The sequence below is a fragment of the Rothia endophytica genome, assembly GCF_039543885.1.
Taxonomy (GTDB): Bacteria; Actinomycetota; Actinomycetes; order Actinomycetales; family Micrococcaceae; genus Rothia; species Rothia endophytica.
The window spans coordinates 433899-456024 of record NZ_BAABKP010000001.1 but is presented as its reverse complement, the minus strand read 5'-3'; the positions used below and the strand labels follow the sequence as shown (position 1 = coordinate 456024).

Genomic DNA, 22126 nt, shown 5'->3' with positions numbered 1-22126 from the left:
AATCATCGTGAACTACTGAGATTCTAGTATTGAAATAAGTTCTCGAACCTGCTGCATAGGCAGAGTTGCATGCGGGTTAAGCGCGTTGATGCGCACCCGATCAGCGTCACCCGCTGCGAGCAGTTTCAATACCTCCATCGCCGGGGCGGTGCGCACTTCAAGTGAGGGATCCAAGGCAGCTATTTCGGTGGCTGAGGTAAAGACCAAAGCCGTTTTTCCTTCTTCAGCGCCATCATTACGCATCACCACGGGGCGGCCAGCGGTATCACCTCGACGCACTCCCATGAGAAGAACTGAGGCAGGGGCCCCTAAAGCGGTGAGCAGACTGCGCATATCACCTTCAACCAGCGCCCTCTTGGCCGGCTCGTTGTGCGGGGTGCTCACTGCCCACTGGAGCTGAGCTTTTTCAATAAAGCACTCCTGCGGTGTTTGGGGGTCAAGCACCAGCACATCAATGGCCTCATCATGGACTACCTGCAAGAAAACTTTCATGGCAGGCTCTACCTGTAACCGCAGGTCTCTCCCACCCAATCTTGCAGCAGCGTTCTTCGCCTGTTCAGGTGAGGAGTAGGCCGTGAGAGCTTTCAAGCCGTTCGTTAAGTTCAATACCTGGTAGCGCACCTGGAGAGCACCGTTATCCGACGTAGTGCTCTGCGAGATATCCATAACGACGTTGCCGCCCTCGCAGGACCTTACCACGTTAGCGAGCGCTGCCTCGCTGCGCTGGGCAGCAAATGTTTGTAGGGCCGAGTTGAGATAAGGGTTCACTCCGTCTACCCCGGATGCAGCGGGGGCATCAGCCATCCCCAAACCGCGACGTCCGGCTAGACGGGTGGCTGCCCACTGCGGCAACTGACCTTCGGAACGAGGGAAGGTCTTAAGGTGGGAACGAATATCCCTACCGGTCAGGCCTCCTTCACCGCCCCAGTCCTGAGGTTCATGGGAGTAATCATAGGAGGCCCCAATCTGGTACTGGGGCGAGGGCCAACCGGTAGCAATCACCACTACCGATGCGGTGAACCAGCTGCCCTGCCCCTCAACGAAAGCAGCATGCTGAAGTTTTTCAATATCAGCGACCACCGGGCTGTCTTGCTTCACCGGCCCTGTAGACCCTACGTAATCTTGACCGCCCCTCGACTCGGTGATTCTCACAAAAATAGCGTCAGATAAGGGTTTTATATCTAGCGTCAGCTCATCCCAGCCCGGTTCCACCCGTGCCGCACCCAGCATCCAGCTACCAATACCGTTTAAGGCCTCCTGCATCATGGCGGGGCGATCTTCTGGTCTATAGCAGGGGCGGGTTTCAGACATACTCATCAGTACCTGTTTCTTGGTTTGCGGGGTTCTCGTGAAGCCCGCTCTTCACTTCTTACCTCCCATTAAACCAAGAAAGTAAGCACCAGGTCTTTGGCTCTTCTCACAGCTCACTGCGGAGCAGATAAAGAAAGTAGTAAATAGTGGACGTCTTGTAGCAGAAAATGTGCACCAACCCGGCAACAGTTGTTAGCCTTAAGGCTATGACTACAACACTGCAGGATCTGATTGACGATTCAATCTTTATTTCCACCGAATACCAGGCCCGCCTTGCTGAAATTTCAGGAGGCGCAGAATGGACGGTGGATTTCTCTGCACCGTCATTCACCCTCCAGTCTGATGACTCCGTCACCCTGACCCCCTATCTGCTCGGCACAGAGTCAGAGAACCGCGGTTCCTGGATTTGGTCCTGGCAGGAGCTCGGGCATTTCCCCGAGCGCGTGGTCTCAGCGGCAGTGCAGACTCGTACTGGCGGCGCACAACACGGTATTTCCGAACTGACCACCGATGAGCTCCCCTTGGACGAGGGTCTGGCTCGTAAGCTCACTCTGGCAGCTAAGACCCTGACCGGGGCTTACGCGCACTACCCGGTTACCGCCGGTGCAGGTGTGCGTGCCTGGATTCTCCTAGAGGGGTCACAGCTAGAACTCGATGCCCCCACCGTTAACCGTATGGGTCAGGTCATGGCGCAGGCTCTACAAACTGGTACTGCTGTGAACCACCTGCGCGCCGTAGATTCCTATGCCAAGCTACGCGGTGCCCACATTGCGTGGGACACCGAAGCAACTGCTGTCATTACTGCTACCGACGGCGCGCTGCGCCTCTGGTTTGATCAAGGCAAGATCTCAGGGATTGAAGCTGCCGAGCCTACCGTTGGAGCAGATGAATTGGCTCGCTTGGCTATAGCCGCTCAGGACCAGAGGGAACAGCTCGTCGCCGAGCGTGACGAGGTTGAGCGCCTAGCTGCAGCTGAAGCAGCTGAGCAAATGGCTGCACGCGAAGCGCAGGCTCAGGCAGCTGCTGAAGAAGCCGCCCGTGAAGACGAGGCCCGTGCCGAGGCTGTCCGTCTAGCCGAGGCTGAGGAACTGGCAGCTGAAGAAGCTCGTCTGCAGGCACTTGCTGAGGCTGAAGCTCGTGCAGCAGAAAAGGCGAAGGCTGAAGAGGTGGAGGGTACGGTATCAACCGACCGCGTCTACCCCAACGCTGACCAGCCCTTTGATCAAGAGCCCACCGAGGATGCTCAGCCCGGCCGTGTCACTACCAGCACCATTGCTGATGAGGACATCGTCACCGCAACCGAAGATGAAGATAATGAGCTGCTGACTTCCGAGGGAGAGTCCGTTCAGACCGAGCAGACCGCAGGTTCGCTGGCTGCTGGCGATCTTGAAACAAATCAGGATCAGGCTACGGAGCAGGCAGGTGGCGACATTCGCCTGGCAGGCGCAGCACCTGACTTTGAAGCCGAACGCGCTGAGGCTGCAACTAAGCCTCAGCCTAAGGAAGAGAAGAAGGGCTTCTTCAGCCGCTTCTTCGGTCTCTAAACCACCACCATCCAGATGGGGCGGTAGCACTACACAGGTGTTACCGCCCCTTCTCTGCCCCGCGAAAGACCAGGAATCATGACGCACCCAGAGAGCAAAGAGCCTGCAAACCGCGGGGTAATCTATGTTTTTCTTTGCTACCTTATTTGGGGTGTTTTCCCACTCTATTTCTTACTGACTGCCCCAGCCACACCCTTTGAAATCGTGGCGGAGAGAGTGCTCTTTAGCCTGCTTTTCTGCGCAATTTTGGTGCCGCTCACCCGCCAGTACCCAGCGCTTCGCAGGGTGCTAGCCAGACCGCGCACCCTTCTCTTACTGGGAATTGCGGGGCTGCTTATTTTTGCTAACTGGTTGCTCTACATCATTGCAACCACCAGTGGAAATGTCATGGAAGCATCTTTGGGCTACTACATCAACCCCATCGTCTCGGTAGCTCTGGGGGTAGTAATTCTAGGCGAAAAGCTGAGGACGTTGCAGTGGGCCGGTATCGCTATAGCAGCTCTAGCAGTGCTCGTCATGTGTTTCTTCTACGGGTCTGTGCCCTGGCTGGGATTGGGGCTGGCTTTTAGCTTCGGTCTGTATGGTCTGCTAAAAAAACAGGCTGGAAACGTTCCAGCGGTTGTCTCACTGACCGTTGAGACTCTACTGCTCTCACCCCTTGCCATTTTTATCATCTGGCATTTCGCAGCCACCGATCAGCTCACTCTCTTCACCCAGGGAACCGCCCACTTCTGGATTCTTGCAGCCTCAGGCTTGGTCACCGCCGTCCCCCTCTTAATGTTTGCCGGGGCAGCTTCCCGGGTGCCACTCTCGATGCTTGGCATGGTTCAATATCTGACCCCCACCATGCAGTTCGTGCTGGCTCTTTTCGTTACTCACGAGACGCTCAATGCTGGCCGCTGGGCTGGCTTCATACTGATCTGGGTGGCTGCCGCCTTCTTTATCGCTGATTCGGTACAGGTCCTAAAAGCACAGCGCCGGCTGAGAAAAATCTAGCCGGCGCTGGGAGGTTTCAGGGCGTGTGCCCCGCTTTTTACTGGGCGGTGGGGTTGAGTACGCGCGAGAGGAAAAGCTGAGTGCGCTGATGCTGGGGGTTGCCGATGACCTCATGGGCGGGACCCTCTTCAACAACGACACCACCGTCCATAAAGACCACGCGGTCAGCGACGTCGCGGGCGAAGGCCATTTCGTGGGTCACCACAATCATGGTCATCCCCTCGGCGGCGAGCTGGCGCATAATGCTGAGTACATCCCCCACGGTTTCGGGGTCCAGGGCGCTGGTCGGTTCGTCAAAGAGCATGAGTTGGGGGTCCATGGACAGGGCACGGGCGATAGCCACGCGCTGCTGCTGACCGCCCGAGAGCTGATCGGGGTGGCGGCCTGACTTGTCAGCCAGGCCCACCTTTTCGAGGTTCTCGAGGGCAATCTTCTGAGCTTCAGCCTTGGACCGTTTCAGCACCTTGATCTGAGCAACGGTGCAGTTTTCAAGCACAGTGAGGTGGGAGAAAAGATTGAATTGCTGAAAGACCATGCCCACATTAGTACGCATCTTGTCGATATTTACGTCCGGGTCAGTAACCGAGTGACCCGCAACTTCGATCAGGCCTGAGTTGGGAGTCTCCAGAAGATTGACGCAGCGTAGCAGGGTGGATTTACCCGAGCCAGATGGGCCAATGAGACAGACCACTTCACCGGGGCTGACGTTGATATCAATACCTTTGAGCACTTCAACTTCACCGTAGGACTTGTGCAGATCCTTGATAGTGACTGAGGCGGGAGCAGAATGTGATGTCATGAGGTGTCCTTAGACGTAGAGCTGAACCGAATTTACTTACGGGAACGCGCGCCAGCACGCTTCTCGAAGTGGCGGGCAAGCAGCCCTAATGGAACGGTAATAATAAGATAGCAAGCGCCCGCTACGACCAGGGGTGTTAGACCAGCGCCGCTAGCTGAAATGCCCTCACGCCCAAACTTGGTGAGTTCGTACTGGGCCACAGACATGCCCAGCAGGTAGACCAGGGAGGAATCCTTGGTGAGCAGGATGATTTCGTTGGTCAACGGGGGCAGAACAATACGGAAGGCCTGGGGGATGATAACGGTCATCATAGCGCGGGAGTGCCCCATACCCAATGAGCGGGCAGCCTCATACTGGCCCTTGGGCACTGCCTCAAGGCCGGCACGTAGCACTTCACCGATGTAGGCTGCTGAGACCATACCTAAAGCAAGCATAACCGTGACGTAGTTGTTGAGACGCAGACCGAATGCCAACGGAATACCGTAGCCAAAAGCAATGAAGACTAGCAGGGCGGGTAGACCGCGGAAAAGCTCAATGTAAAGTGTGGATATCCAGCGGTATGGTGCAATGGAAGAAATCTTCATCAACGCCAGCAGCACACCCAGGCTGAGCCCCACTACGAAACCCAGCGCGGTATAGATAAGGGTGTTCTTGAGGGCGACCGTGATAACGCCCGGGAACTGGTGGGCAATAATGTCTGGGTTGAAGACTTTATCGCGCAGGGTGCCCCAGTCCGCGACAATCACCAGCACGATTGTAATCAGAGCCAGCAGCGCATACTGCGAGTAGCGCCAGTAGTTTTGTTTCTGCCGGGGTGACAGTGCCATGATCAAGTTTTCCGTTCGTTGGCAGGTCAAATATGGATAAAGGGCAGGACGCCGCAGCGCGGGTTTCCCGCGAAACCCGTTCTGCGGCGTCCTTGCTTCAGAGTATGAGAACCAGTTTACTCAGAAATACCCAGGTACTTCTCACGAAGATCCGCCATACGGCCATCTTCTTCCATAGCTGCCAAGGTCTTGTTGGCAGCCTCAAGAAGATCTGAATTCTCGGTAGCAACCGCACCAGCAATCTGCTCACCGGTTTCAATCTCTTCAACAACAGTGAGGGTCTCATCGCTGGTCAGCATTTCTGAGAGCACGGTGATGTTACCGACCACGGCGTCTACCTGGCCGGTCTGCACAGCCTGCAGCAGAAGACCGTTGTCTTCGTACTGCACGGTATTAGCACCGGCGTCCTGGGCGTACTTTTCACCGGAGGTTGCCTGCTGCACGCCAACCTTGGCGCCTGACAAGTCAGCAGCACCGGTAATGGATGAACCTGACGGAACCAGCACAGCGAGGTTGTCATCGACATAAGCCTCGGTGAAGTTCATAACGCTCTTGCGTTCTTCGGTGATGGTGATACCTGAAAGTGCTAAATCACACTGCCCTGAGGACAGCGCAACGCCCGACTGGATACCCTCAAAAGAGGTGCTGAACATTTCTGAAGTGACGCCGAGGTCTTCAGCGATAGCCGCGGCGATGTCAGCGTCCAGACCTACAATCTTGCCGTTCTCTTCGTATTCGAAGGGGGCGTAGGGAGGGTTGGTGCAGACAGTCAGCTTGCCCTCTGCAATGAGAGAGATGCCGGATTCAGTGGTACCGCCACTGCTTCCGCAAGCAGTCAACATCAGGGCTGCCGCAGCGAGGGCAAAGGGTGCTTTCTTCATGGGATGTCCTTAAAAAGTGTGGGCGTAAAGCAGTATCTGATGTCTTATTGTGCCTGTAGCTGAGTAAAAATTCAAGATAATGCATGAATATACATAGCTATGTTTAAGTATCCTACCTCACACCATGTGACCCATCAGTAACCAAAGACCACCCCACCACCCCTAAGATTCTTTAAGCCCCCGCCATAACCAGCATGAGCTTTAGGGGCAAACATGAAAGAATAGCAGGGTGAACCGAGCAGACCTTAACAAAAAGACCACTGACATCTCTTCAATGTTTGACCAGGTAGCTGAACGCTATGACCTGATGAATGGCATTATGTCGCTGGGTCAGCACCTATACTGGCGCCAACAAACCGTCGCCGCCGTGGACGCCCGTCCCGGCCAAAAGGTATTGGATATCGCAGCCGGCACCGGCACTTCCTCCGAGCCTTTTGCCGACGCTGGAGTGAAGGTTGTTGCTGCTGACCTATCAGAAGGAATGCTGGCAGTGGGCCGGCGCCGCCGCCCCGATATCGAGTTTGTCCAGGCAGATGTCACCAACCTACCCTTTGCCGACGAGGAATTCGACGCCGTCACCATGTCCTACGGGCTACGCAATGTGGCTGACTACCCTCAGGCACTTCGTGAGCTCTACCGAGTGACCAAACCTGGCGGACGCATCGTGATTAACGAATTCTCAACCCCCACCTTCACTCCCTTCCGCCTGGTCTACCGCAACTACATCATGAAGCTGATTCCACCGGTGGCACGGGCAGTTTCATCCAACCCTGAAAGCTATGTCTACCTCGCTGAATCCATTCTTGCCTGGCCCAACCAGGACGAACTGGCACGCCACTTCCGTGAGGCCGGTTGGCAGGATGTGCAGTATCGCAACCTTACCGGCGGTATTGTGGCCCTCCACCGCGGTTTCAAACCCAAAAACTAAACCGAAAGATGCCGGTAGACTAGAAACCGGCCATCTCTTGTACGCGCACGTTGCGCACCCCCAAGATTGTGAAAGACATCGTGACTGAACCCACCGGCTCACCCCTAGCGGCAGACGCCCTCATGCCCGAAGCTGACTTCAACCTGCCCAAGGGCTTTGATCCCACCATTGCCCAGGACCCTGTGTTAGGGCCCAAGATTCTGGAGGCTCTCACTGAGGTTGAGGTACGACTGGAGCGCGCTGTAGCCCAGACCAATCACCTCGCTGATGTTGCCTCACGCCACCTGCTCTCCGCAGGCGGCAAACGGGTGCGCCCCCTCTTGACCCTCCTGGCAGCTGAAGCCGGTGGCGGCATCAATGACCGCGTCATTGACGCTGCCGTGGTGGTTGAGCTGACCCACCTTGCAACGCTGTACCACGACGATGTCATGGACGATGCCCCCAAGCGTCGGGGTGTGGATACCGCTCAGAATATTTGGGGTAATTCTGTGGCTATTTTGACCGGTGACCTGATCTTCTCGCGGGCTTCCCTGATTGTTTCGGAGCTGGGCGGACGCGCCCTAGCGGTGCAGGCTCAGACCTTTGAGCGACTGGTCTTGGGTCAGCTCTTTGAAACAACCGGGCCTGAGAAGCACGAAGACCTGCTTGCTCACTACATAAAGGTCATTGAGGGCAAGACCGGCTCTCTGATTGCAGCCGCCGGATCTTACGGAACCATTCTCTCGGACTCACCGGAAGCAACCGTGCAGATGCTGGCCCGCTACGGTGAGCTCGTAGGCGTAGCCTTCCAGCTGGCAGATGACGTCATTGATGTCACCAGCTCTGGCGTGGCGTCCGGCAAAACCCCCGGCACCGACCTGCGCGAAGGCGTACCGACCCTGCCCACCATTCTGCTAGACCGTGCAGCCGCAGCAGGTGACCTAGAAGCCCAACATGTGCAGCAGATAATCCGCGGAGATCTCAACAGCGATGAGGCACTCGCAGAGGCTGTGGCGGCCCTGTCTGCCCACCCGGTCACCGAAGAAGCCTGGCAGGTAGCCTACCGCTGGGCTGATGATGCCATCGCAGCTATTGAGCCCCTGCCTACCTCGGTCATTAAAGAAGCGCTTAAGTCATTTGCACACGCCGTAGTTCACCGCGATAACTAGTCGACCAAGCACTTCTCAAGTGCCCGTCAGCCCTCATAGCTGGCGGGCACTGCTGTTTATAATACAAACCAAAGGCCACCATATGAGAGTTGATGTGTAGAATAGCTTCATTACTGCGTTGAGAGTTATGTTTCAACACAGCAAAAGGTCGGTTATCCACCGGTAACCTGGCCTTCAGGCTCAGCAGCACACCCAGCCGCAGGCGCCCGCACCAACAACCAGCACCACCTACGTGCCCAGGTTCAGCAGCACCTTAAGCGCCGTCCACGGTGCCTTTCTACATGTACACACACTGAGGAACTACCATCATGAGTTCTACCTCAACCAGCGCACCCAAAAAGCGCGAAGGCTTCTCAAGCCGCAAGGTCTTCATTTTTGCTGCCATCGGTTCAGCCGTGGGTCTTGGCAACATCTGGCGTTTCCCCTACGTTGCCTATGACAATGGCGGCGGTGCCTTTATGATCCCCTACCTGGTCGCCCTGCTGACTGCCGGTCTGCCCTTCCTCTTCTTTGACTACGTCATCGGTCACCGTGCCCGGGCGTCCTCCCCACTCGCCTTCCGCCGCCTAAACCGTAAAACCGAGTTCATCGGTTGGTGGCACATGGGCATCAACTTCATCATCGCTGTCTACTATGCAGCGATCCTGGCCTGGGCCGCCCGCTACGTCATTTACTCTTTCACCCACGAATGGGGCGATGACCCAGCGACCTTCCTGATGACTGACTTCCTGCAGGTCTCAGACCCCGCAGCCGGAGTCACCTTTGACTTTGTGCCCGGCATCCTGATCCCCATCATGATTATCTGGGTTCTCTTGGCCGTTGTTATGTCTCTAGGCGTGCAGAAGGGCGTTGGCCTTGCCAACATCTTCTTCATCCCCCTGCTGGTCGTCATGTTTATTGGCCTCGTTGCCTACTCACTGACCCTCAACGGCGCATGGACCGGCCTTGACGCCCTCTTCACCCCTGATTGGTCAGCACTGACCCGACCCGAAGTATGGGTAGCAGCTTACGGTCAGATCTTCTTCTCACTGTCCATCGGCTTTGGCATCATGATCACCTACGCCTCTTACCTTAAGAAGAAAACCGACCTCACCGGAACCGGCGCTGTCGTTGGCTTCGCCAACTCAGGCTTCGAGTTGCTGGCAGGCATCGGTGTCTTCGCAGCTCTGGGCTTCATGGCAACCGCAGCAGGCATCGGCGTCTCGGAGGTAGCCACCTCAGGTATCGGCCTCGCCTTCATCGCCTTCCCCACCATCATCTCTCAGGCACCGGGAGGCACCCTCATCGGCGTGCTCTTCTTCAGCTCCCTGCTCTTCGCCGGTTTCACCTCCATCATCTCCATTGTTGAAGTAATCGTTGCCGGTATTGAGGACAAGTTCAACCTGGGCCGGGTACGTTCAACCCTGCTAGTGGTCCTGCCTATCGCCATCATCTCAACCCTGCTGATGGCAACCACTTCGGGCCTCTTCGTCCTGGACATCCTCGATAACTTCGTCAACCAGTTCGGCATTCTCGCCGCAGGTTTGGTCTCCATCTTTGTGGTCGCCTACCTGGTACGAGCCCTTCCCACCCTGCGCGATCACATCAACGCTCGCTCCTCCTGGAAGATGGGTAAGCTCTGGATGATCCTGCTGGCAGGCGTCACCCCGCTTATTCTGGGCTACTCACTGGTTAACACCTTCATCACCCTCATGAATGAGCCCTACGAAGGTTACCCGGCAGAAATGCTCAACATCTTTGGTTGGGGCATGGTTGTCGTCTTGCTGGTCGCAGCGGTTATTATTTCTCTGCTCCCCTGGCCTAAGACCTCACGCGCATCACTAACCCCGCCGGCTCCCCCCGTTTCAGGCGGCAAAGTGCAGCACGACCACGTTGATTCAGCCGCACAGAAAGGTCTATAAGCCATGAGCACACCGGCAATCATCATGCTATTTATTTCAATCGCCCTCATCTGGGGCGGGCTAGGCGCCGCTTTGGTGCACATGTCCCGTCACCCCGACGAAGCGGGCAGTGAACCAAACGATGGCAGCGAAGTATCTGCGTCCACCCAGCTCTAGCTAGCTCTCTGCATAGAAAGTGCCCCGGCAGTTATTGCGATAGCTGCCGGGGCACTTTTATGTTGCTGAATAGAGGGGTAAATTGGTGTAATAGATACTTAATTTATGAGAGGTTAGCGCCATGCCCGGAACTCACGAAGGAACAGCCCTTGTCTTCCCCCACCTACCCCAGGCACTCAAGCCTTTTGACACCAAGCCCCAAGCGAGAAAACTGGTGGAAGCTGACGGCGCCAACCTGGTCTTGCTCAGCTTCAAAAAGGGGCAAATATGGCGTGAACACCATTCGGTGCACCCTGTAGTAGTTCAGGTGCTTTCCGGAGCTGTTGATTTTGAAGTCAAGGGGCAGATCTTGCAGCTTCAGCCCGGCTCGCCCATCCACTTGACTGCTTATCTGCTGCACGAGGTACGCGCCACTGAGGATGCCACAGTCATGGTTACCATGCTAACCGGCGAGCGTCATGACTCCGCCCGTATCAATCTAGACGGGGTGCACGCCCTCTAGGGGTGTACAACCTCCAGACTGATGCCGTTCTTACCCCAGGCTGACGCCAGCTCTTCGAGATTGGCGCTATGCGGGGTGGTGAAAAAGCGCTGCACGGTAGCACCGAACTGCTGCGTGCGCCCCAACTGACCATGTTCAAGGGTGGCAAAGATGCCGCCGCCACGGTCATCCAGCACGAGAATTTCAACATCGGGGGTGCGCTCTAGGGGACCAATATTCAGGGCACCAAGATCGTGGAGGAAGGTCAAATCTCCGCAGAGCACTCGCACCTTTGTGTTGAGCGCCAGTGAAATCCCGCTAGCGGTGGCAATAGTGCCATCAATACCGGCTAAGCCTCGGTTAGCAAAAACTTGGGGGCTGCGAGCAGCGGCAGGAGCCACCAGGTCAAGATCACGGATAAGGTTCGAAGACCCCAACAGAAGCACCGCATCATCTTCCAGGCAGGCTTCCCAGGCGCGCAGTGCCAGGGAGAAACCCGGGACGCGGGGGTCAACCTCGGCGTCGTAGGTTCCGTTGGTACGATAATCTGCAACCTTCTGGCGCAGGGTTTCTTGCAGCGCTGCCCCGGCCTGCACCCAGGCGTGCAACCAGGGCTGCCCTTGGTCAGTCTTCCCGCCCTTACCAGCAAAATCTGCTAGCTGGCGCAGGCTCTCTAGCACGGGGTAATCCAGCGCGCCAGGCTGATGCCAGGGGGGCGGGCTGGGCTCGTAGATAGCACGTTCAACGCCCTTATTAGCCAGCAGGGCTGCAACCGGGCGGCTGAGAGTTGTGTGGCCGAAAATGACGGCGCGTTCAATCTGCTGCCCCAGTTCTCCGGCTAATATATGGCGGTATGCTGGCACAGCAACCGGTGAGAAACGAGCGTTCGAGGAGGGTTCAGCCAGCAGGGGTAGACCCAGTTTCTGGGCAAACTGCTGAGCAAGTGCACCTGCCCCGTCACCTGCAACAACCACGGTGCGATGGGAGCCTGCGGGCAGGTCATTGGAGCGCAGCCAGCTTTCAGCGGTGAAATCAAGGTGGCGGGGGTGGGGCGGTGCAGTAGTTGCCACTCCCTCCCGCAAAGACTGCGCCCAGCGCTGGAGAATTTGCGCATCAGCTTCATGAGGTGTCAGCGGAGTATCGAAAGCAATATTGAGGTGCACCGGGCCTATGGCCTGGTCTGAGGGCTGCCCCCAGCTCTCGGGGTCTCGCCCGGTGAGCGCTGCAAGGGCACGGTGGAAGGCAGTGTTTTGGGGGTCATCATCAGCTGCTGTGTAGTTTTCTAAGCTAGCAAAGGCACGCACATGGTGCCCAAGCAGAGCACTTTGGTCAGTCGTCTGATTAGCTCCAGTACCTTGCAAGTGGGCAGGCCGGTCAGCCGAAAGAACCGCCAGGGGCGCCCCTGAATGGTATGCCTCCATGACTGCAGGCAGGCACTCTCCCACTGCTGTGCCGCTGGTGGTGACTAGCCCTACGGGGGCTCCGCTGGCACGGGCGATCCCGAGGGCAGTGAAAGCAGCTACCCTCTCATCGATGCGAACATGCGCTTCTAGCACTCCGGCGTCCACCAGTGCACCGATAGCGTAGGTCAGTGGGGCCGAACGGGACCCCGGCGAAACGAGAACGTGCCGCATGCCGGTGCGTACCAGGGTATCGAGCACGGTCACAGCGGTCATAATGGAGGGGCTAGGTGAAGTCACCTCACCAGTTTACTCCGCCTGGGCTTGGGGCAGATTAAGTGGCTAGGAATCGAAGCGCCTACCCTCGGGTTTACCAGGTAGGGCTGAGAGCACCAGGCTACCCAGGTTTCCTGCAACGGGGATGGCGTTGAGCCAAAGCCAGTGCCCTGAGAGGTTGATATCGTGCAAGCGGCGCACACTAACCGTGAAACTAGGGGCTGCGGTAGCCACCACCAGGGGCAGACTAAAGAGCAAAGAGGTCTCCGCCAGGCGGTCACTGTGCTGCTTGCGGGCTTCTTTCTCAGCCTCCGTCTCAGCTGCTCCGGTGGCAGGTACGCGGACGATGGGCACCAGACGTTCCAGTGCACCCGGGTTGGCCGCATAAGCTTCGGGGTGTTTTGCGCGGTCGTAGTGACGGGCTGCGATGTCGCAGGCAGCTAGCCCGCCGGTGAGGATGAGGGTGGGCCACCAGTATTCACTGCGGGAGGCGCGCCCTTTCATCTCAAAGCTCTTGGAGAAAAAGTTCTTCATGGCGACGCAGGGGCTAACGCCAGGAGCGGGTTGTAGGTTGAACAGGTCAGTCATAAGCCCTCCTTGCTAGAGCATCCGGTCATCACAGTCTACAGCAAGAAGTGACCTACATCATAGAGCTTATGACTATCAACGGAATCGCTATTAGCAAAGGCCCACCAGCGACCACTAAGGCTTTTGAGTCTCTAATAGGCGGTAGCAGTCCCTGATACGGTGATGCCAGTGAGCCACACGGTCAGCCGGTGCTGCAAGTTCTTGAAGCAGGGCAGGGTCAGGTTCCACATCGCGCAAGGGTAGCTGTCCGTCCACCGCCACCAGTGGGTTGCTGGTGACATCCTTACTCATCAGAGATACCGTACCTAGCCCGCACCCGTAGGGTAAATCTGGCAGGGCAGCCGCGAGCGCGGCTCCCGTGCGGATCCCTACAGAGCTTTCCAGGGCAGAGGAGACCACAGCGGGCAGACCGGCAGCTTCAACGATGCTCAGTGCTCGACGCACTCCACCCAGCGGTGCTGCTTTGATGATGAGCAGGTCTGCTGCCCCTAGTCGGGCGACGCGTAGGGGGTCTTCTGCCTTGCGCACAGACTCATCAGCGGCGATGAGCAGGGAATTACCCGCCGAGCGCAGCACCTCTCGTACCTTCGCCAGTCCTTCCACCGTTTCCACGGGCTGCTCAGCATATATAAGGTCATAGTCAGAAAGAGCTGTGAGTGCCTGCCCTGCCTGGTCTTCTGACCAGCCCATGTTGGCGTCAATCTTGAGACGGGCGTCCGGCAGGTGCTTGCGGACTTCTGCAAGACGAGCACAGTCCTGTGCCAGCGATTCTGCAAAGGGAAGCCCAGGTTCAGCTACTTTTACTTTGACCTCGTGGACTTCTCCTCGGTAGCTCGCCAGGACGCCAGCGACCTGTGCCGGTGGGACAGCGGGTACGGTGGCATTGAGGGGCACTGATTCTCGCAGCGGAGCGGGGTAGCCCAGCCAGGCGGCTTCGAGGGCGCAAGCGAGCCAGGCGGCGGCCTCGTCGGGTTCATATTCCAGAAAGGGAGCGAATTCTCCCCAGCCTGCTGGGCCTTGGATAAGAGCCGTTTCGCGTAGAGTTACCCCGCGGAACTTGACGCGCATAGGCAGGTGCACCACACGCGTCTGAGCTAGCACTGTTTCAAGCGGCGGCAGGGAACCGTCAAAAGGGTCAAGCATGCCTCAAATCTACCGCACCTGCGAGAAGGCAGAGGACCGCCGCATGTCGCGACCGTGCACCAAATACTCCGGCGGCTCCCAGGAAAGACTCATGTGGGTTTGCCACAATAGCTATCAGTCAAGATTTTGCCCGCAGTTTTCCTTGCGAGGCTACCGGTTGGTAGGCTCAAGGAAGTTCTCGCATTTTCAGAAAGGTAGTTGGGGTTCACTGTGAATTTTGAGAAACGCACCGACCGCGCTCATGCCGCTCCGTCTGAAGATGCAACAGAGGTGCTTTCCCCTAGCACATACCCTCAACGGGGCGCCGACCATGACGCCACTGTTGTGCTACCTACACGGCACTATGATCGCGCTGAGAATACCGATGCCACTGTTATGCTGCCCGTTTCAGGGCAGGGCCGCCCCGAAGCGTCCTATAAGGCCAGCGCCAAAACCTCTCATACCGCTGATACTAAAGTGCTCACTGATGCAACAGAGCCGCTTGCCACGACTCGCCCACCCTCAGCAGGATCCCGCCTGCTCTCATCGGTTGCCGCCCAGGGAAAACGAACCGCAGAGCGGGTCAAAAAAGAAAGATCTGCCCGAAAGGCTGAAAAGGCGCAGAAGATGAGTGACAAATCAGCTTCAGCGCCCATCGTGCCCGGCACCCAGCAGTTCACCCCACCAGCTGCTCAGTACAACCTCGGCAAGCTCATGTTTGGTGGCAGAATGAGCAACCAGCAGTCTCCCTCCTACAGTTCGCAGGTTGCCCCGGCTACCTCTGCCGAGAATTCTCCCTCGGGCAGACTGCACATGCTGACTCCCTCGCATCTCCGCCAGACTCGCCCTTCCCTCTGGACGCTACTGCAGCACTTCTTTGCTGCCGGCACGATGCTCTTTCTGCTCATTGCTGCCGTGGTCTTCTTTATTACTACCCCCGCCGGCCAGCAGCTAGATGAAACCTCCTTCCAGGAGTTCTCCTACCGGTTCATGCTCTACACCCAGCAGACCTCTAGTCTGCTGGATATGATTCCAGCAGCAGCGGGCGTTATTGCAGCCGTGGGCATTCTCTTTGTGCTGATTTGGAAGCACCGCTTTGTGCCTGCCTTGGTGGGCCTGGGTATGGCGATAGGTGCTAACATCACCACTCAACTGCTCAAGAACTATTTCATCGTCAAACCCAACCTGGGTATACAAGAGGCAACTATCAACTCAGCACCGTCCGGTCACACGACCTTTGCCGCAGCTGCCGGATTGGCACTTTTCCTGGCCTCACCCAAACGTTTCCGGCCCACGGTGGCGCTTTTTAGCATGGTATTCACGGTTGCTGCCGGCTACTCCACCGTGGTCAATGGCTGGCACCGCCCCTCCGACGTCGTTGCCGCTATTCTCGTCACCGGGATGTGGGGCATCCTGGGGCTCATCATTCTCCGCTTTATGCGCTCTGAAGAGCTAGACATGAGTGATACCCAGCGCTCGGGGCTTATCCTGGTTCCCCTCCTCACTATCACGGGTTTCTTTGTGGGGTTCTGCGCTTTCTCGCTCTACTGTGTCACTTGGTTCAACCCCATCCCGGGCAGCTCTTTCGTGGCAGCAATCTGCATGATTGCAGCGGTAGCGGCGCTGACCACCAGCATGCTCATCGCCCTGCTCCGGCCACAGAACAAGCAGCGCAGTGCCTACCGCAAGGTTTGGGTCTACTAGAAACTGTGCCTACTCATAAAAATGAGGGCGCTGACTCCCCTACCAAGAAGGAGAGCCAGCGCCCTCTATTGTTGTACTAGCCTTTAGCCGTTGCCCAGGGTAATGGGCCCGGTGAGTCCTGAAGGCTCAGTGGCATCAAAGTTGACGGCGGCAAGGGGCTGACCCTGCTCTTCAAATCTCTGCAGCTTCTGCAAGCGATCAAGCAGAATGCGGGTAGAGCCACCTGAGTAGGGTAGCTGATACATCGAGGCAGTCGTTGCCCCCTTCACGCGGGTGAGTGCCGATTCAGAAATTTTCTGGATGGCGTCCTGCATAGTTTCTGCCATGCGCTCAATGAAGGTACGCTCCACGGGAGTGCCGTGGCCGGGCACGAAGATGCGGTAGCGATCCAGCCCCACTAGCGTCTGAAGGGTTTTGACCCAGAGCTCCGGGAAGGAGTCATCGAAGGCGGGGTCCGAGCCCTGCTCCACGATGTCACCGGTAAAGAGAACGTCATCGACGCCCACCAAAATGTCATTGTCGGTGTGTGCAAGCCCCAGGTATATGAGGGTGATAGCACGTTCACCCAGTTCGACGCGGGTAAAGGCGGGGCGGGTACCATCACCGGGCAGGAAGCGGGTGGGGGGCACAAGCTCAGTGTTGGGGCCCTGAGCATGCGCCATCTCGGGTTCTAGCACCTCGACGTAGGGGCGTTGGGCGTCCCCGTACTTTTCGATGGCGCGGCCTGCGCGGGGGTGGGACCAAAAATCAGTGACACCGTCTGCTTTGAAAACAGCGTTGCCCATGAAGCGATCAAAATGAGCGTGGGTGTTCACCGCGACCAGGGGAAGGTCTGTAATACGCCTGATGGCGCGCAGAATTTCGGCACCCTGGCGCGGGCCAGCACCGGTGTCAACAATCATGGCACGCTCAGCACCAACGATCAGACCGGAGTTGAGACGGTAGTTATCAGTGGAAATCTGATAAATGCCGTCGGCAATTTCAATAGTTCTAGCCATACTTCTAAAGTTACTGGAAATCTTCGCCCTATTTACCTTAAAAGTGCACTGTGTGCATCGGTTTCTTGAGGCTAACCATCACTAAACGGAGAGTTTTCCCTCATCAGCGTGTTTTGGTGGGGAAAAGCACGCGATGATGATAGTTAGAGACGGCATCAAGTGGGCCTATAGGCTTAGCTGTTTTCACCCCTCCACTACACTGGGAAGCGTGTTAGATTCTCCATTATCAGTACCCGCATCACGCCCCTATGGCGGCCGCTATGCACCTTCCCCTTCAGGTGACTTACACTTGGGTAACCTGCGCACTGCTCTTCTGGCCTGGCTGATGGCCCGTAGCGCTCAGGGGCGTTTTGTGATGCGCGTGGATGATCTTGACCGAGTCAAAAAGGGGGCAGCCGAGCGCCAACTGGCTGACCTCGCCGCGTTGGGTGTGAACTGGGATGGCGAGGTGCTGTATCAATCCAGCCGCCTAGGGGCGTATGAGGACGCCGTAAAACAACTGAACCAAGCTGGTTTGGTCTATGAGTGCTACTGCACCCGTAAAGAGATTCAGGCAGCATCAACGGCACCGCACGGCGCTCCGGGGGCCTACCCCGGCACCTGCCGTAGTCTCACCGAGGCAGAGCGAGAAGCACGTCGAGCGCAGCGACCGGCGGCACTTCGACTCAAAGCCGAAGCGTCATCCTGGCAGGTGACCGACCGCTTTGCCGGGCACTACACCGATACCGTGGATGATTTCGTGCTGGTTCGGGGCGATGGGGTTTTTGCCTATAATCTCACCTGCGTCATCGATGACGCCTTCCAGGGTGTTACCGAGGTAGTGCGCGGGGATGATCTGCTGCCCAGCGCACCACGTCAGGCGTATTTGGCTCATCTTCTGGGTGTAGAAGCCCCTCTCTATGCCCACGTACCCCTGGCGCTTAACAGTAGTGGTGCGCGCCTTGCTAAGCGCGATGGCGCGGTGACGCTGGCAGATCTCCGGGAGGCAGGAGTCAGCACCCGCCAAATTATGCGTATGATGGCAGCCTCTCTTCCCTTGCCCCCGGTCACCGATAACAAGGGTCAGACCCATCTGCCAGAAACAGCGGAACAGATGCTTGAAGTATTCTCACCAGCTCTGATTCGCCAGGAGCCCTGGATTGTGGCCGACCCACTCACCAGCCACTAACTTACCCGAAAGGGGGTACCCCGTGAACCTGACCGACCGCATTCCCCAGCACCGCAGGGGCACTGCCGCGCTGTTGTTAATTATGGCGGGTTCCTTGGGTATTCAGTGTACTGCCGCCCTGGCTTCCTCCCTCTTCGGGGCCTTTACACCGACCGAAGTTGCCGCGTTGCGAGCGTTACTGGCCGCCGTTACCCTGCTGCTCTTAGTGCGCCCCAACCCGCTGAAGCTCAGCCGCAAGGATTGGGTGCAGGTGGTGGTCTACGGGGCGGTGCTGACCCTTATGAGCATCTGCTTTTATAACGCTATTGCTCTCATTCCGCTAGGTGTGGCCGTTACCTTTGAGTATTTAGGGGCTTTTCTGGTGGCACTTCTTGGAGTGCGTCAGCTGCGAGACGGGCTTTTCGCCCTTTTTGCGTTGGCCGGGGTCATCATGATTGCTGCCCCCACCATGGCGGGGGACGCTGCTCCTATCGGTTTTCTCTGGGCGCTTGGTTCAGCAGCGTCCATGGCTGGCTACACCCTTTACTCAGCACGTATGGGTACGGTCTCGCCAGCGACAGCCGGGTTGCGCGGCACCACCCTAGCACTCGGGGTATCAGCCCTGATGCAGCTTCCTCTTGCCATCCCTGCGGTGAGCCGGCTGGATGCAGGAGCCTGGCTGATCCTAGCAATGACAGCGGTTTTTGGGGTAGCGCTTGCCTACTCGGCAGATAATATCGCCGGTCAGCTCACCAGCGCCGCGGTAATAGGAGTGCTCTTCTCCATTGACCCTGTTATTGGCGCTATTGCTGGCACTGCACTACTGGGCGAAGTGCTCTCCTGGTGGGCTTATGCGGGCATTGCCCTTATTGCCGCCTCTGGGGCTTACATCGTCTGGAGCACTAACCGCTCAGCTATCCGCCTCACAGCGCACACCGGAATGCTTCCGGTGATGTCCACCCCACCAAAAGGTAAGCAGAGCTGAACGATAGGTGGAGGGCATTCGAAAGGGTGCATTTACACCGTATTAGTGTCACCTCAACCCTAAGCGTGTAAGCTGACCCACATATCATTAATTGAGAGCATAAAGAGTTACAAAAACTACATGATGTACTTTAGAAGCTCTACACACTTATCCGGTGCACTAGCAGAGAGCACACCCTGCGCACCGTCTACAAGGGAGTCCCATGAGCGATACAGCCTTCCAACTCATCGCGCTCGCAATCTATTTTGCAGCCATGATCGCAATCGGCTTCTGGGCAAGCCGCAAAAACAACAACCTTGACGACTACGTACTCGGCGGCCGAGGGCTGACGCCCGGCGTCGCTGCGCTCTCAGCTGGCGCATCCGATATGTCTGCCTGGCTACTCATGGGTATCCCGGGCATTATGTACATGGTGGGCCTCTCTGAAGCCTGGATCATTATCGGTCTAACCATTGGCGCCTGGCTCAACTGGAAGCTCGTAGCCCCCCGCCTGCGCACTTACACCGAGGTTTCCCGTAACTCAGTCACGGTCCCAGCCTTCTTCGGCAACCGCCTACGCGACAAAACCCACATCCTACGCATTGTTGCAGCCATCATCATTCTGGTTTTCTTCACCTTCTACGCCTCTTCCGGCATGGTAGCTGGCGGCAAGTTCTTCCAGTCCTCCTTCGGTGGTGACTACCTCACCGGCATGCTCCTGGTCACCGGCATCACCGTGCTCTACACTCTCTTCGGCGGGTTCCTGGGCGCCTCCTACACCGACACCGTGCAGGGTCTACTCATTTTTGCCGCACTGATTTCCATGCCCATCATCGCCTTCTTCTATGTAGGGAGCTGGGACGACTTCTACACCACCGTTACCGCCCAGAACCCCCAGGCACTGTCGCTCTTTGCCGGCACCACCGCACTCGGTATTATCTCAGCGGCATCTTGGGGCTTGGGCTACTTTGGGCAGCCACATGTCATCGTGCGCTTTATGGCACTACGCTCCCCCAAGGACGCCCCCATTGCCCGCCGTATCGGCATCAGTTGGATGATCCTGAGCATGGTTGGAGCTATGTCCGTGGGCCTCATCGGCCTGGCTTACTTCACCCGCCACCCCGAAGCCACCCTCACCGACACCACCTCAGCAGAATCAGTGTTCTTGGATCTAGCGCAGATTCTGCTACACCCTCTGGTTGCTGGCTTTATTCTCGCCGCAGTTCTTGCAGCCATTATGTCCACCCTGTCCTCCCAGCTGGTCGTCTGTTCATCAGCGCTGGCAGAGGACCTCTACAAGGTGGTTTCGCACAGGACTCTCTCTAGCAAAGTGTCCCTTCGTCTGGGCCAGGCTGGCGTTCTCGCTGTCTCGCTGGTTGCAGCGTTGCTAGCCATGAACCCCGAGTCCTCGGTGCTTGAACTGGTGTCCTTCGCCTGGGCCGGCTTTGGTGCCGCCTTTGGTCCGATTGTTCTACTCTCGCTCTACTGGCGCAAGCTCACCGCCTGGGGTGCTATCGCAGGTCTCATCGCGGCGTCAGTGACCGTCTTCGTCTGGGGCAACACCGAAGCACTGTACTCGGCTATGTACGAGATTGTGCCCGGCTTCATCATCAACCTGGTGGTCGCTGTAGTGGTCTCTTTGGTCACCTACAAGGCGAACTCTGTTGAGGCTGCTGAAATCAACGAAGAATTCGATCGCGCGGTGGCACTCACCCGCTAGACTGAGAGCTCAAACCGACAGGACGCCGGTGGGCAGGCTAATAAAACGGCTTGCCCACCGGCGTCCTTTTGTATGCTCTGAAAGCTAGACTAGGGAGCATGACTAACGCTCTTCCTGAAAAAGTATCTGACATTTTTGACCCCTACTCGTGGCGCCTGGTGGAAGGTTTTGAAGACCTTACCGATATCACCTACCACCGCCAGGTTGAGCGTGATGAGGTAGGCGCCGTTGTGCGCGACCTACCCACCGTGCGCGTTGCCTTTGACCGCCCCGAGGTGCGCAACGCCTTCCGCCCCCACACCGTTGATGAACTCTACCGGGTGCTGGATCATGCGCGTATGACCTCTAACGTGGGCACCGTGTTGCTGACCGGCAATGGACCCTCCGCCAAGGACGGTGGCTGGGCGTTCTGCTCCGGCGGGGACCAGCGTATTCGAGGCCGTGATGGCTACCGCTATGCCGAGGGTGAGAATGCGGATAGCATTGATCCGGCCAAGGCTGGTCGTCTGCATATTCTTGAGGTGCAGCGTCTGATTCGCACCATGCCCAAGGTTGTTGTGGCACTGGTATCGGGCTGGGCCGCGGGTGGCGGCCATTCCCTGCACGTGGTAGCGGACCTGACTATCGCTTCAGCGGAGTACGGCAAGTTTAAGCAGACCGATGCGACCGTGGGGTCTTTTGATGCGGGTTACGGTTCGGCTCTCCTAGCGCGTCAGACCGGGCAGAAGTTTGCCCGCGAAATTTTCTTCCTGGCTAAGGAATATGATGCTCAGCGCATGTACGAGATGGGTGCTGTGAACGATGTTGTTCCCCACGAGGAGCTAGAGCGCAAGGGCCTAGAGTACGCGGCGCATATTGCCCGCCAGTCCCCTCAGGCAATTCGCATGCTCAAGTTCGCTTTCAATTTGCCAGACGACGGCATAGCGGGCCAGCAGGTCTTCGCTGGTGAGGCAACCCGCATGGCCTACATGACCGATGAAGCGGTAGAGGGCCGCGACGCTTTCTTGCAGAAGCGCGACCCCAACTGGGAGAGCTACCCCTACTACTTCTAGATTATTGGATTTCACACAACAAGTGGGCGTCAGTACTGTTTTCAGGTGAGAAAACGGCACTGGCGCCCACTTTTTAGATAGCTTACGTTCCGTAGGGTATGTAGTGAGACGTTGTCGGCAGATTTTCTCGATTAGCAGTTCAGAAAGTTGGTTCTGTATAAGTTCGACTTGGCCATGCGTAAG

General features: G+C 57.3%; 20 protein-coding genes. 12 read left to right on the top strand and 8 right to left on the bottom strand.

Features of this window, described 5'->3' with window-relative positions:
- Positions 1–12 precede the first annotated feature (12 nt).
- Complete coding sequence (locus tag ABD982_RS02050; protein ID WP_345444116.1) at positions 13–1317, bottom strand: SseB family protein; 1305 nt, start codon at positions 1315–1317, stop codon at positions 13–15.
- Between the two features lie 200 nt (positions 1318–1517).
- Between ABD982_RS02050 and ABD982_RS02045 the strand changes: the two genes are divergently transcribed.
- Both ABD982_RS02045 and rarD read left to right on the top strand, forming a co-directional pair.
- Positions 1518–2855 (top strand): DUF6882 domain-containing protein, encoded by a 1338-nt coding sequence (locus ABD982_RS02045; protein ID WP_345444113.1) that lies wholly within the window; start codon positions 1518–1520, stop codon positions 2853–2855.
- A gap of 78 nt (positions 2856–2933) precedes the next feature.
- Positions 2934–3851 carry an EamA family transporter RarD gene (gene rarD, locus ABD982_RS02040; RefSeq protein ID WP_345444110.1) on the top strand — a complete coding sequence of 306 codons (918 nt, stop codon included), beginning with the start codon at positions 2934–2936 and terminating at the stop codon, positions 3849–3851.
- A 37-nt stretch (positions 3852–3888) separates the two neighbouring features.
- Here rarD and ABD982_RS02035 read toward each other — a convergent pair whose 3' ends face one another.
- From ABD982_RS02035 to ABD982_RS02025, 3 genes are all read right to left on the bottom strand, one after another.
- Positions 3889–4650 (bottom strand): amino acid ABC transporter ATP-binding protein, encoded by a 762-nt coding sequence (locus ABD982_RS02035; protein WP_345444107.1) that lies wholly within the window; start codon positions 4648–4650, stop codon positions 3889–3891.
- A 32-nt stretch (positions 4651–4682) separates the two neighbouring features.
- Entirely contained in the window at positions 4683–5477 is a 795-nt protein-coding gene (locus ABD982_RS02030) for an amino acid ABC transporter permease (RefSeq protein ID WP_345444104.1), read from the bottom strand.
- A gap of 116 nt (positions 5478–5593) precedes the next feature.
- Positions 5594–6358 carry an ABC transporter substrate-binding protein gene (locus tag ABD982_RS02025; RefSeq protein ID WP_251379308.1) on the bottom strand — a complete coding sequence of 255 codons (765 nt, stop codon included), beginning with the start codon at positions 6356–6358 and terminating at the stop codon, positions 5594–5596.
- Positions 6359–6587: 229 nt separating this feature from the next.
- Here ABD982_RS02025 and ABD982_RS02020 point away from each other — a divergent pair, with 229 nt between their 5' ends.
- The 5 genes from ABD982_RS02020 to ABD982_RS02000 all read left to right on the top strand — a co-directional run bounded on the left by ABD982_RS02020 (position 6588) and on the right by ABD982_RS02000 (position 10993).
- Positions 6588–7286, top strand: coding sequence for a demethylmenaquinone methyltransferase (locus ABD982_RS02020; protein ID WP_345444099.1), 699 nt, complete (start codon positions 6588–6590; stop codon positions 7284–7286).
- Between the two features lie 122 nt (positions 7287–7408).
- Positions 7409–8434 (top strand): polyprenyl synthetase family protein, encoded by a 1026-nt coding sequence (locus tag ABD982_RS02015; protein ID WP_345445741.1) that lies wholly within the window; start codon positions 7409–7411, stop codon positions 8432–8434.
- Positions 8435–8742: 308 nt separating this feature from the next.
- Entirely contained in the window at positions 8743–10335 is a 1593-nt protein-coding gene (locus tag ABD982_RS02010) for a sodium-dependent transporter (protein WP_345444096.1), read from the top strand.
- A gap of 3 nt (positions 10336–10338) precedes the next feature.
- The gene (locus ABD982_RS02005) at positions 10339–10491 is read left to right on the top strand and encodes a methionine/alanine import family NSS transporter small subunit (RefSeq protein ID WP_345444093.1); all 153 of its coding nucleotides are present in this window, start codon (positions 10339–10341) and stop codon (positions 10489–10491) included.
- 121 nt (positions 10492–10612) lie between these two features.
- Positions 10613–10993 carry a cupin domain-containing protein gene (locus tag ABD982_RS02000; RefSeq protein ID WP_345444090.1) on the top strand — a complete coding sequence of 127 codons (381 nt, stop codon included), beginning with the start codon at positions 10613–10615 and terminating at the stop codon, positions 10991–10993.
- Here ABD982_RS02000 and menD read toward each other — a convergent pair.
- The 3 genes from menD to ABD982_RS01985 all read right to left on the bottom strand — a co-directional run bounded on the left by menD (position 10990) and on the right by ABD982_RS01985 (position 14379).
- Positions 10990–12672, bottom strand: coding sequence for a 2-succinyl-5-enolpyruvyl-6-hydroxy-3-cyclohexene-1-carboxylic-acid synthase (gene menD / locus ABD982_RS01995; protein WP_345444087.1), 1683 nt, complete (start codon positions 12670–12672; stop codon positions 10990–10992). The genes ABD982_RS02000 and menD overlap by 4 nt on opposite strands.
- Before the next feature lie 42 nt (positions 12673–12714).
- Positions 12715–13236, bottom strand: a complete 522-nt coding sequence (locus ABD982_RS01990) for a DUF805 domain-containing protein (RefSeq protein ID WP_345444084.1) — start codon at positions 13234–13236, stop codon at positions 12715–12717.
- A gap of 114 nt (positions 13237–13350) precedes the next feature.
- The gene (locus ABD982_RS01985; RefSeq protein ID WP_345444082.1) at positions 13351–14379 is read right to left on the bottom strand and encodes an o-succinylbenzoate synthase; all 1029 of its coding nucleotides are present in this window, start codon (positions 14377–14379) and stop codon (positions 13351–13353) included.
- Positions 14380–14589: 210 nt separating this feature from the next.
- Between ABD982_RS01985 and ABD982_RS01980 the strand changes: the two genes are divergently transcribed.
- A complete protein-coding gene (locus ABD982_RS01980) occupies positions 14590–16062 on the top strand; it encodes a phosphatase PAP2 family protein (protein WP_345444080.1) in 1473 nt (490 codons plus the stop codon).
- An 83-nt stretch (positions 16063–16145) separates the two neighbouring features.
- Here ABD982_RS01980 and ABD982_RS01975 read toward each other — a convergent pair whose 3' ends face one another.
- Entirely contained in the window at positions 16146–17060 is a 915-nt protein-coding gene (locus tag ABD982_RS01975; protein WP_251379316.1) for an MBL fold metallo-hydrolase, read from the bottom strand.
- Positions 17061–17259: 199 nt separating this feature from the next.
- On the opposite strand from ABD982_RS01975, the gene gluQRS reads away from it, so the two are divergent.
- From gluQRS to ABD982_RS01955, 4 genes are all read left to right on the top strand, one after another.
- Positions 17260–18228, top strand: a complete 969-nt coding sequence (gene gluQRS / locus ABD982_RS01970) for a tRNA glutamyl-Q(34) synthetase GluQRS (RefSeq protein ID WP_425570026.1) — start codon at positions 17260–17262, stop codon at positions 18226–18228.
- A 22-nt stretch (positions 18229–18250) separates the two neighbouring features.
- A complete protein-coding gene (locus ABD982_RS01965) occupies positions 18251–19192 on the top strand; it encodes an EamA family transporter (RefSeq protein WP_345444073.1) in 942 nt (313 codons plus the stop codon).
- Between the two features lie 202 nt (positions 19193–19394).
- Positions 19395–20891 (top strand): sodium/proline symporter PutP, encoded by a 1497-nt coding sequence (gene putP, locus ABD982_RS01960; RefSeq protein ID WP_345444070.1) that lies wholly within the window; start codon positions 19395–19397, stop codon positions 20889–20891.
- 98 nt (positions 20892–20989) lie between these two features.
- Complete coding sequence (locus tag ABD982_RS01955) at positions 20990–21943, top strand: 1,4-dihydroxy-2-naphthoyl-CoA synthase (RefSeq protein ID WP_345444067.1); 954 nt, start codon at positions 20990–20992, stop codon at positions 21941–21943.
- Positions 21944–22126: the final 183 nt, after the last annotated feature.

Coding starts and splice junctions, on each gene's coding strand:
- ABD982_RS02030 (WP_345444104.1), bottom strand. CDS start 5,477: ATGGCACTGTCACCCCGGCAGAAACAAAACTACTGGCGCTACTCGCAG.
- ABD982_RS02025 (WP_251379308.1), bottom strand. CDS start 6,358: ATGAAGAAAGCACCCTTTGCCCTCGCTGCGGCAGCCCTGATGTTGACT.
- ABD982_RS01955 (WP_345444067.1), top strand. CDS start 20,990: ATGACTAACGCTCTTCCTGAAAAAGTATCTGACATTTTTGACCCCTAC.
- ABD982_RS02010 (WP_345444096.1), top strand. CDS start 8,743: ATGAGTTCTACCTCAACCAGCGCACCCAAAAAGCGCGAAGGCTTCTCA.
- rarD (WP_345444110.1), top strand. CDS start 2,934: ATGACGCACCCAGAGAGCAAAGAGCCTGCAAACCGCGGGGTAATCTAT.
- ABD982_RS02050 (WP_345444116.1), bottom strand. CDS start 1,317: ATGAGTATGTCTGAAACCCGCCCCTGCTATAGACCAGAAGATCGCCCC.
- putP (WP_345444070.1), top strand. CDS start 19,395: ATGAGCGATACAGCCTTCCAACTCATCGCGCTCGCAATCTATTTTGCA.
- ABD982_RS01985 (WP_345444082.1), bottom strand. CDS start 14,379: ATGCTTGACCCTTTTGACGGTTCCCTGCCGCCGCTTGAAACAGTGCTA.
- ABD982_RS02045 (WP_345444113.1), top strand. CDS start 1,518: ATGACTACAACACTGCAGGATCTGATTGACGATTCAATCTTTATTTCC.
- ABD982_RS01975 (WP_251379316.1), bottom strand. CDS start 17,060: ATGGCTAGAACTATTGAAATTGCCGACGGCATTTATCAGATTTCCACT.
- ABD982_RS02000 (WP_345444090.1), top strand. CDS start 10,613: ATGCCCGGAACTCACGAAGGAACAGCCCTTGTCTTCCCCCACCTACCC.
- ABD982_RS01990 (WP_345444084.1), bottom strand. CDS start 13,236: ATGACTGACCTGTTCAACCTACAACCCGCTCCTGGCGTTAGCCCCTGC.
- ABD982_RS02005 (WP_345444093.1), top strand. CDS start 10,339: ATGAGCACACCGGCAATCATCATGCTATTTATTTCAATCGCCCTCATC.
- ABD982_RS02035 (WP_345444107.1), bottom strand. CDS start 4,650: ATGACATCACATTCTGCTCCCGCCTCAGTCACTATCAAGGATCTGCAC.
- ABD982_RS02015 (WP_345445741.1), top strand. CDS start 7,409: ATGCCCGAAGCTGACTTCAACCTGCCCAAGGGCTTTGATCCCACCATT.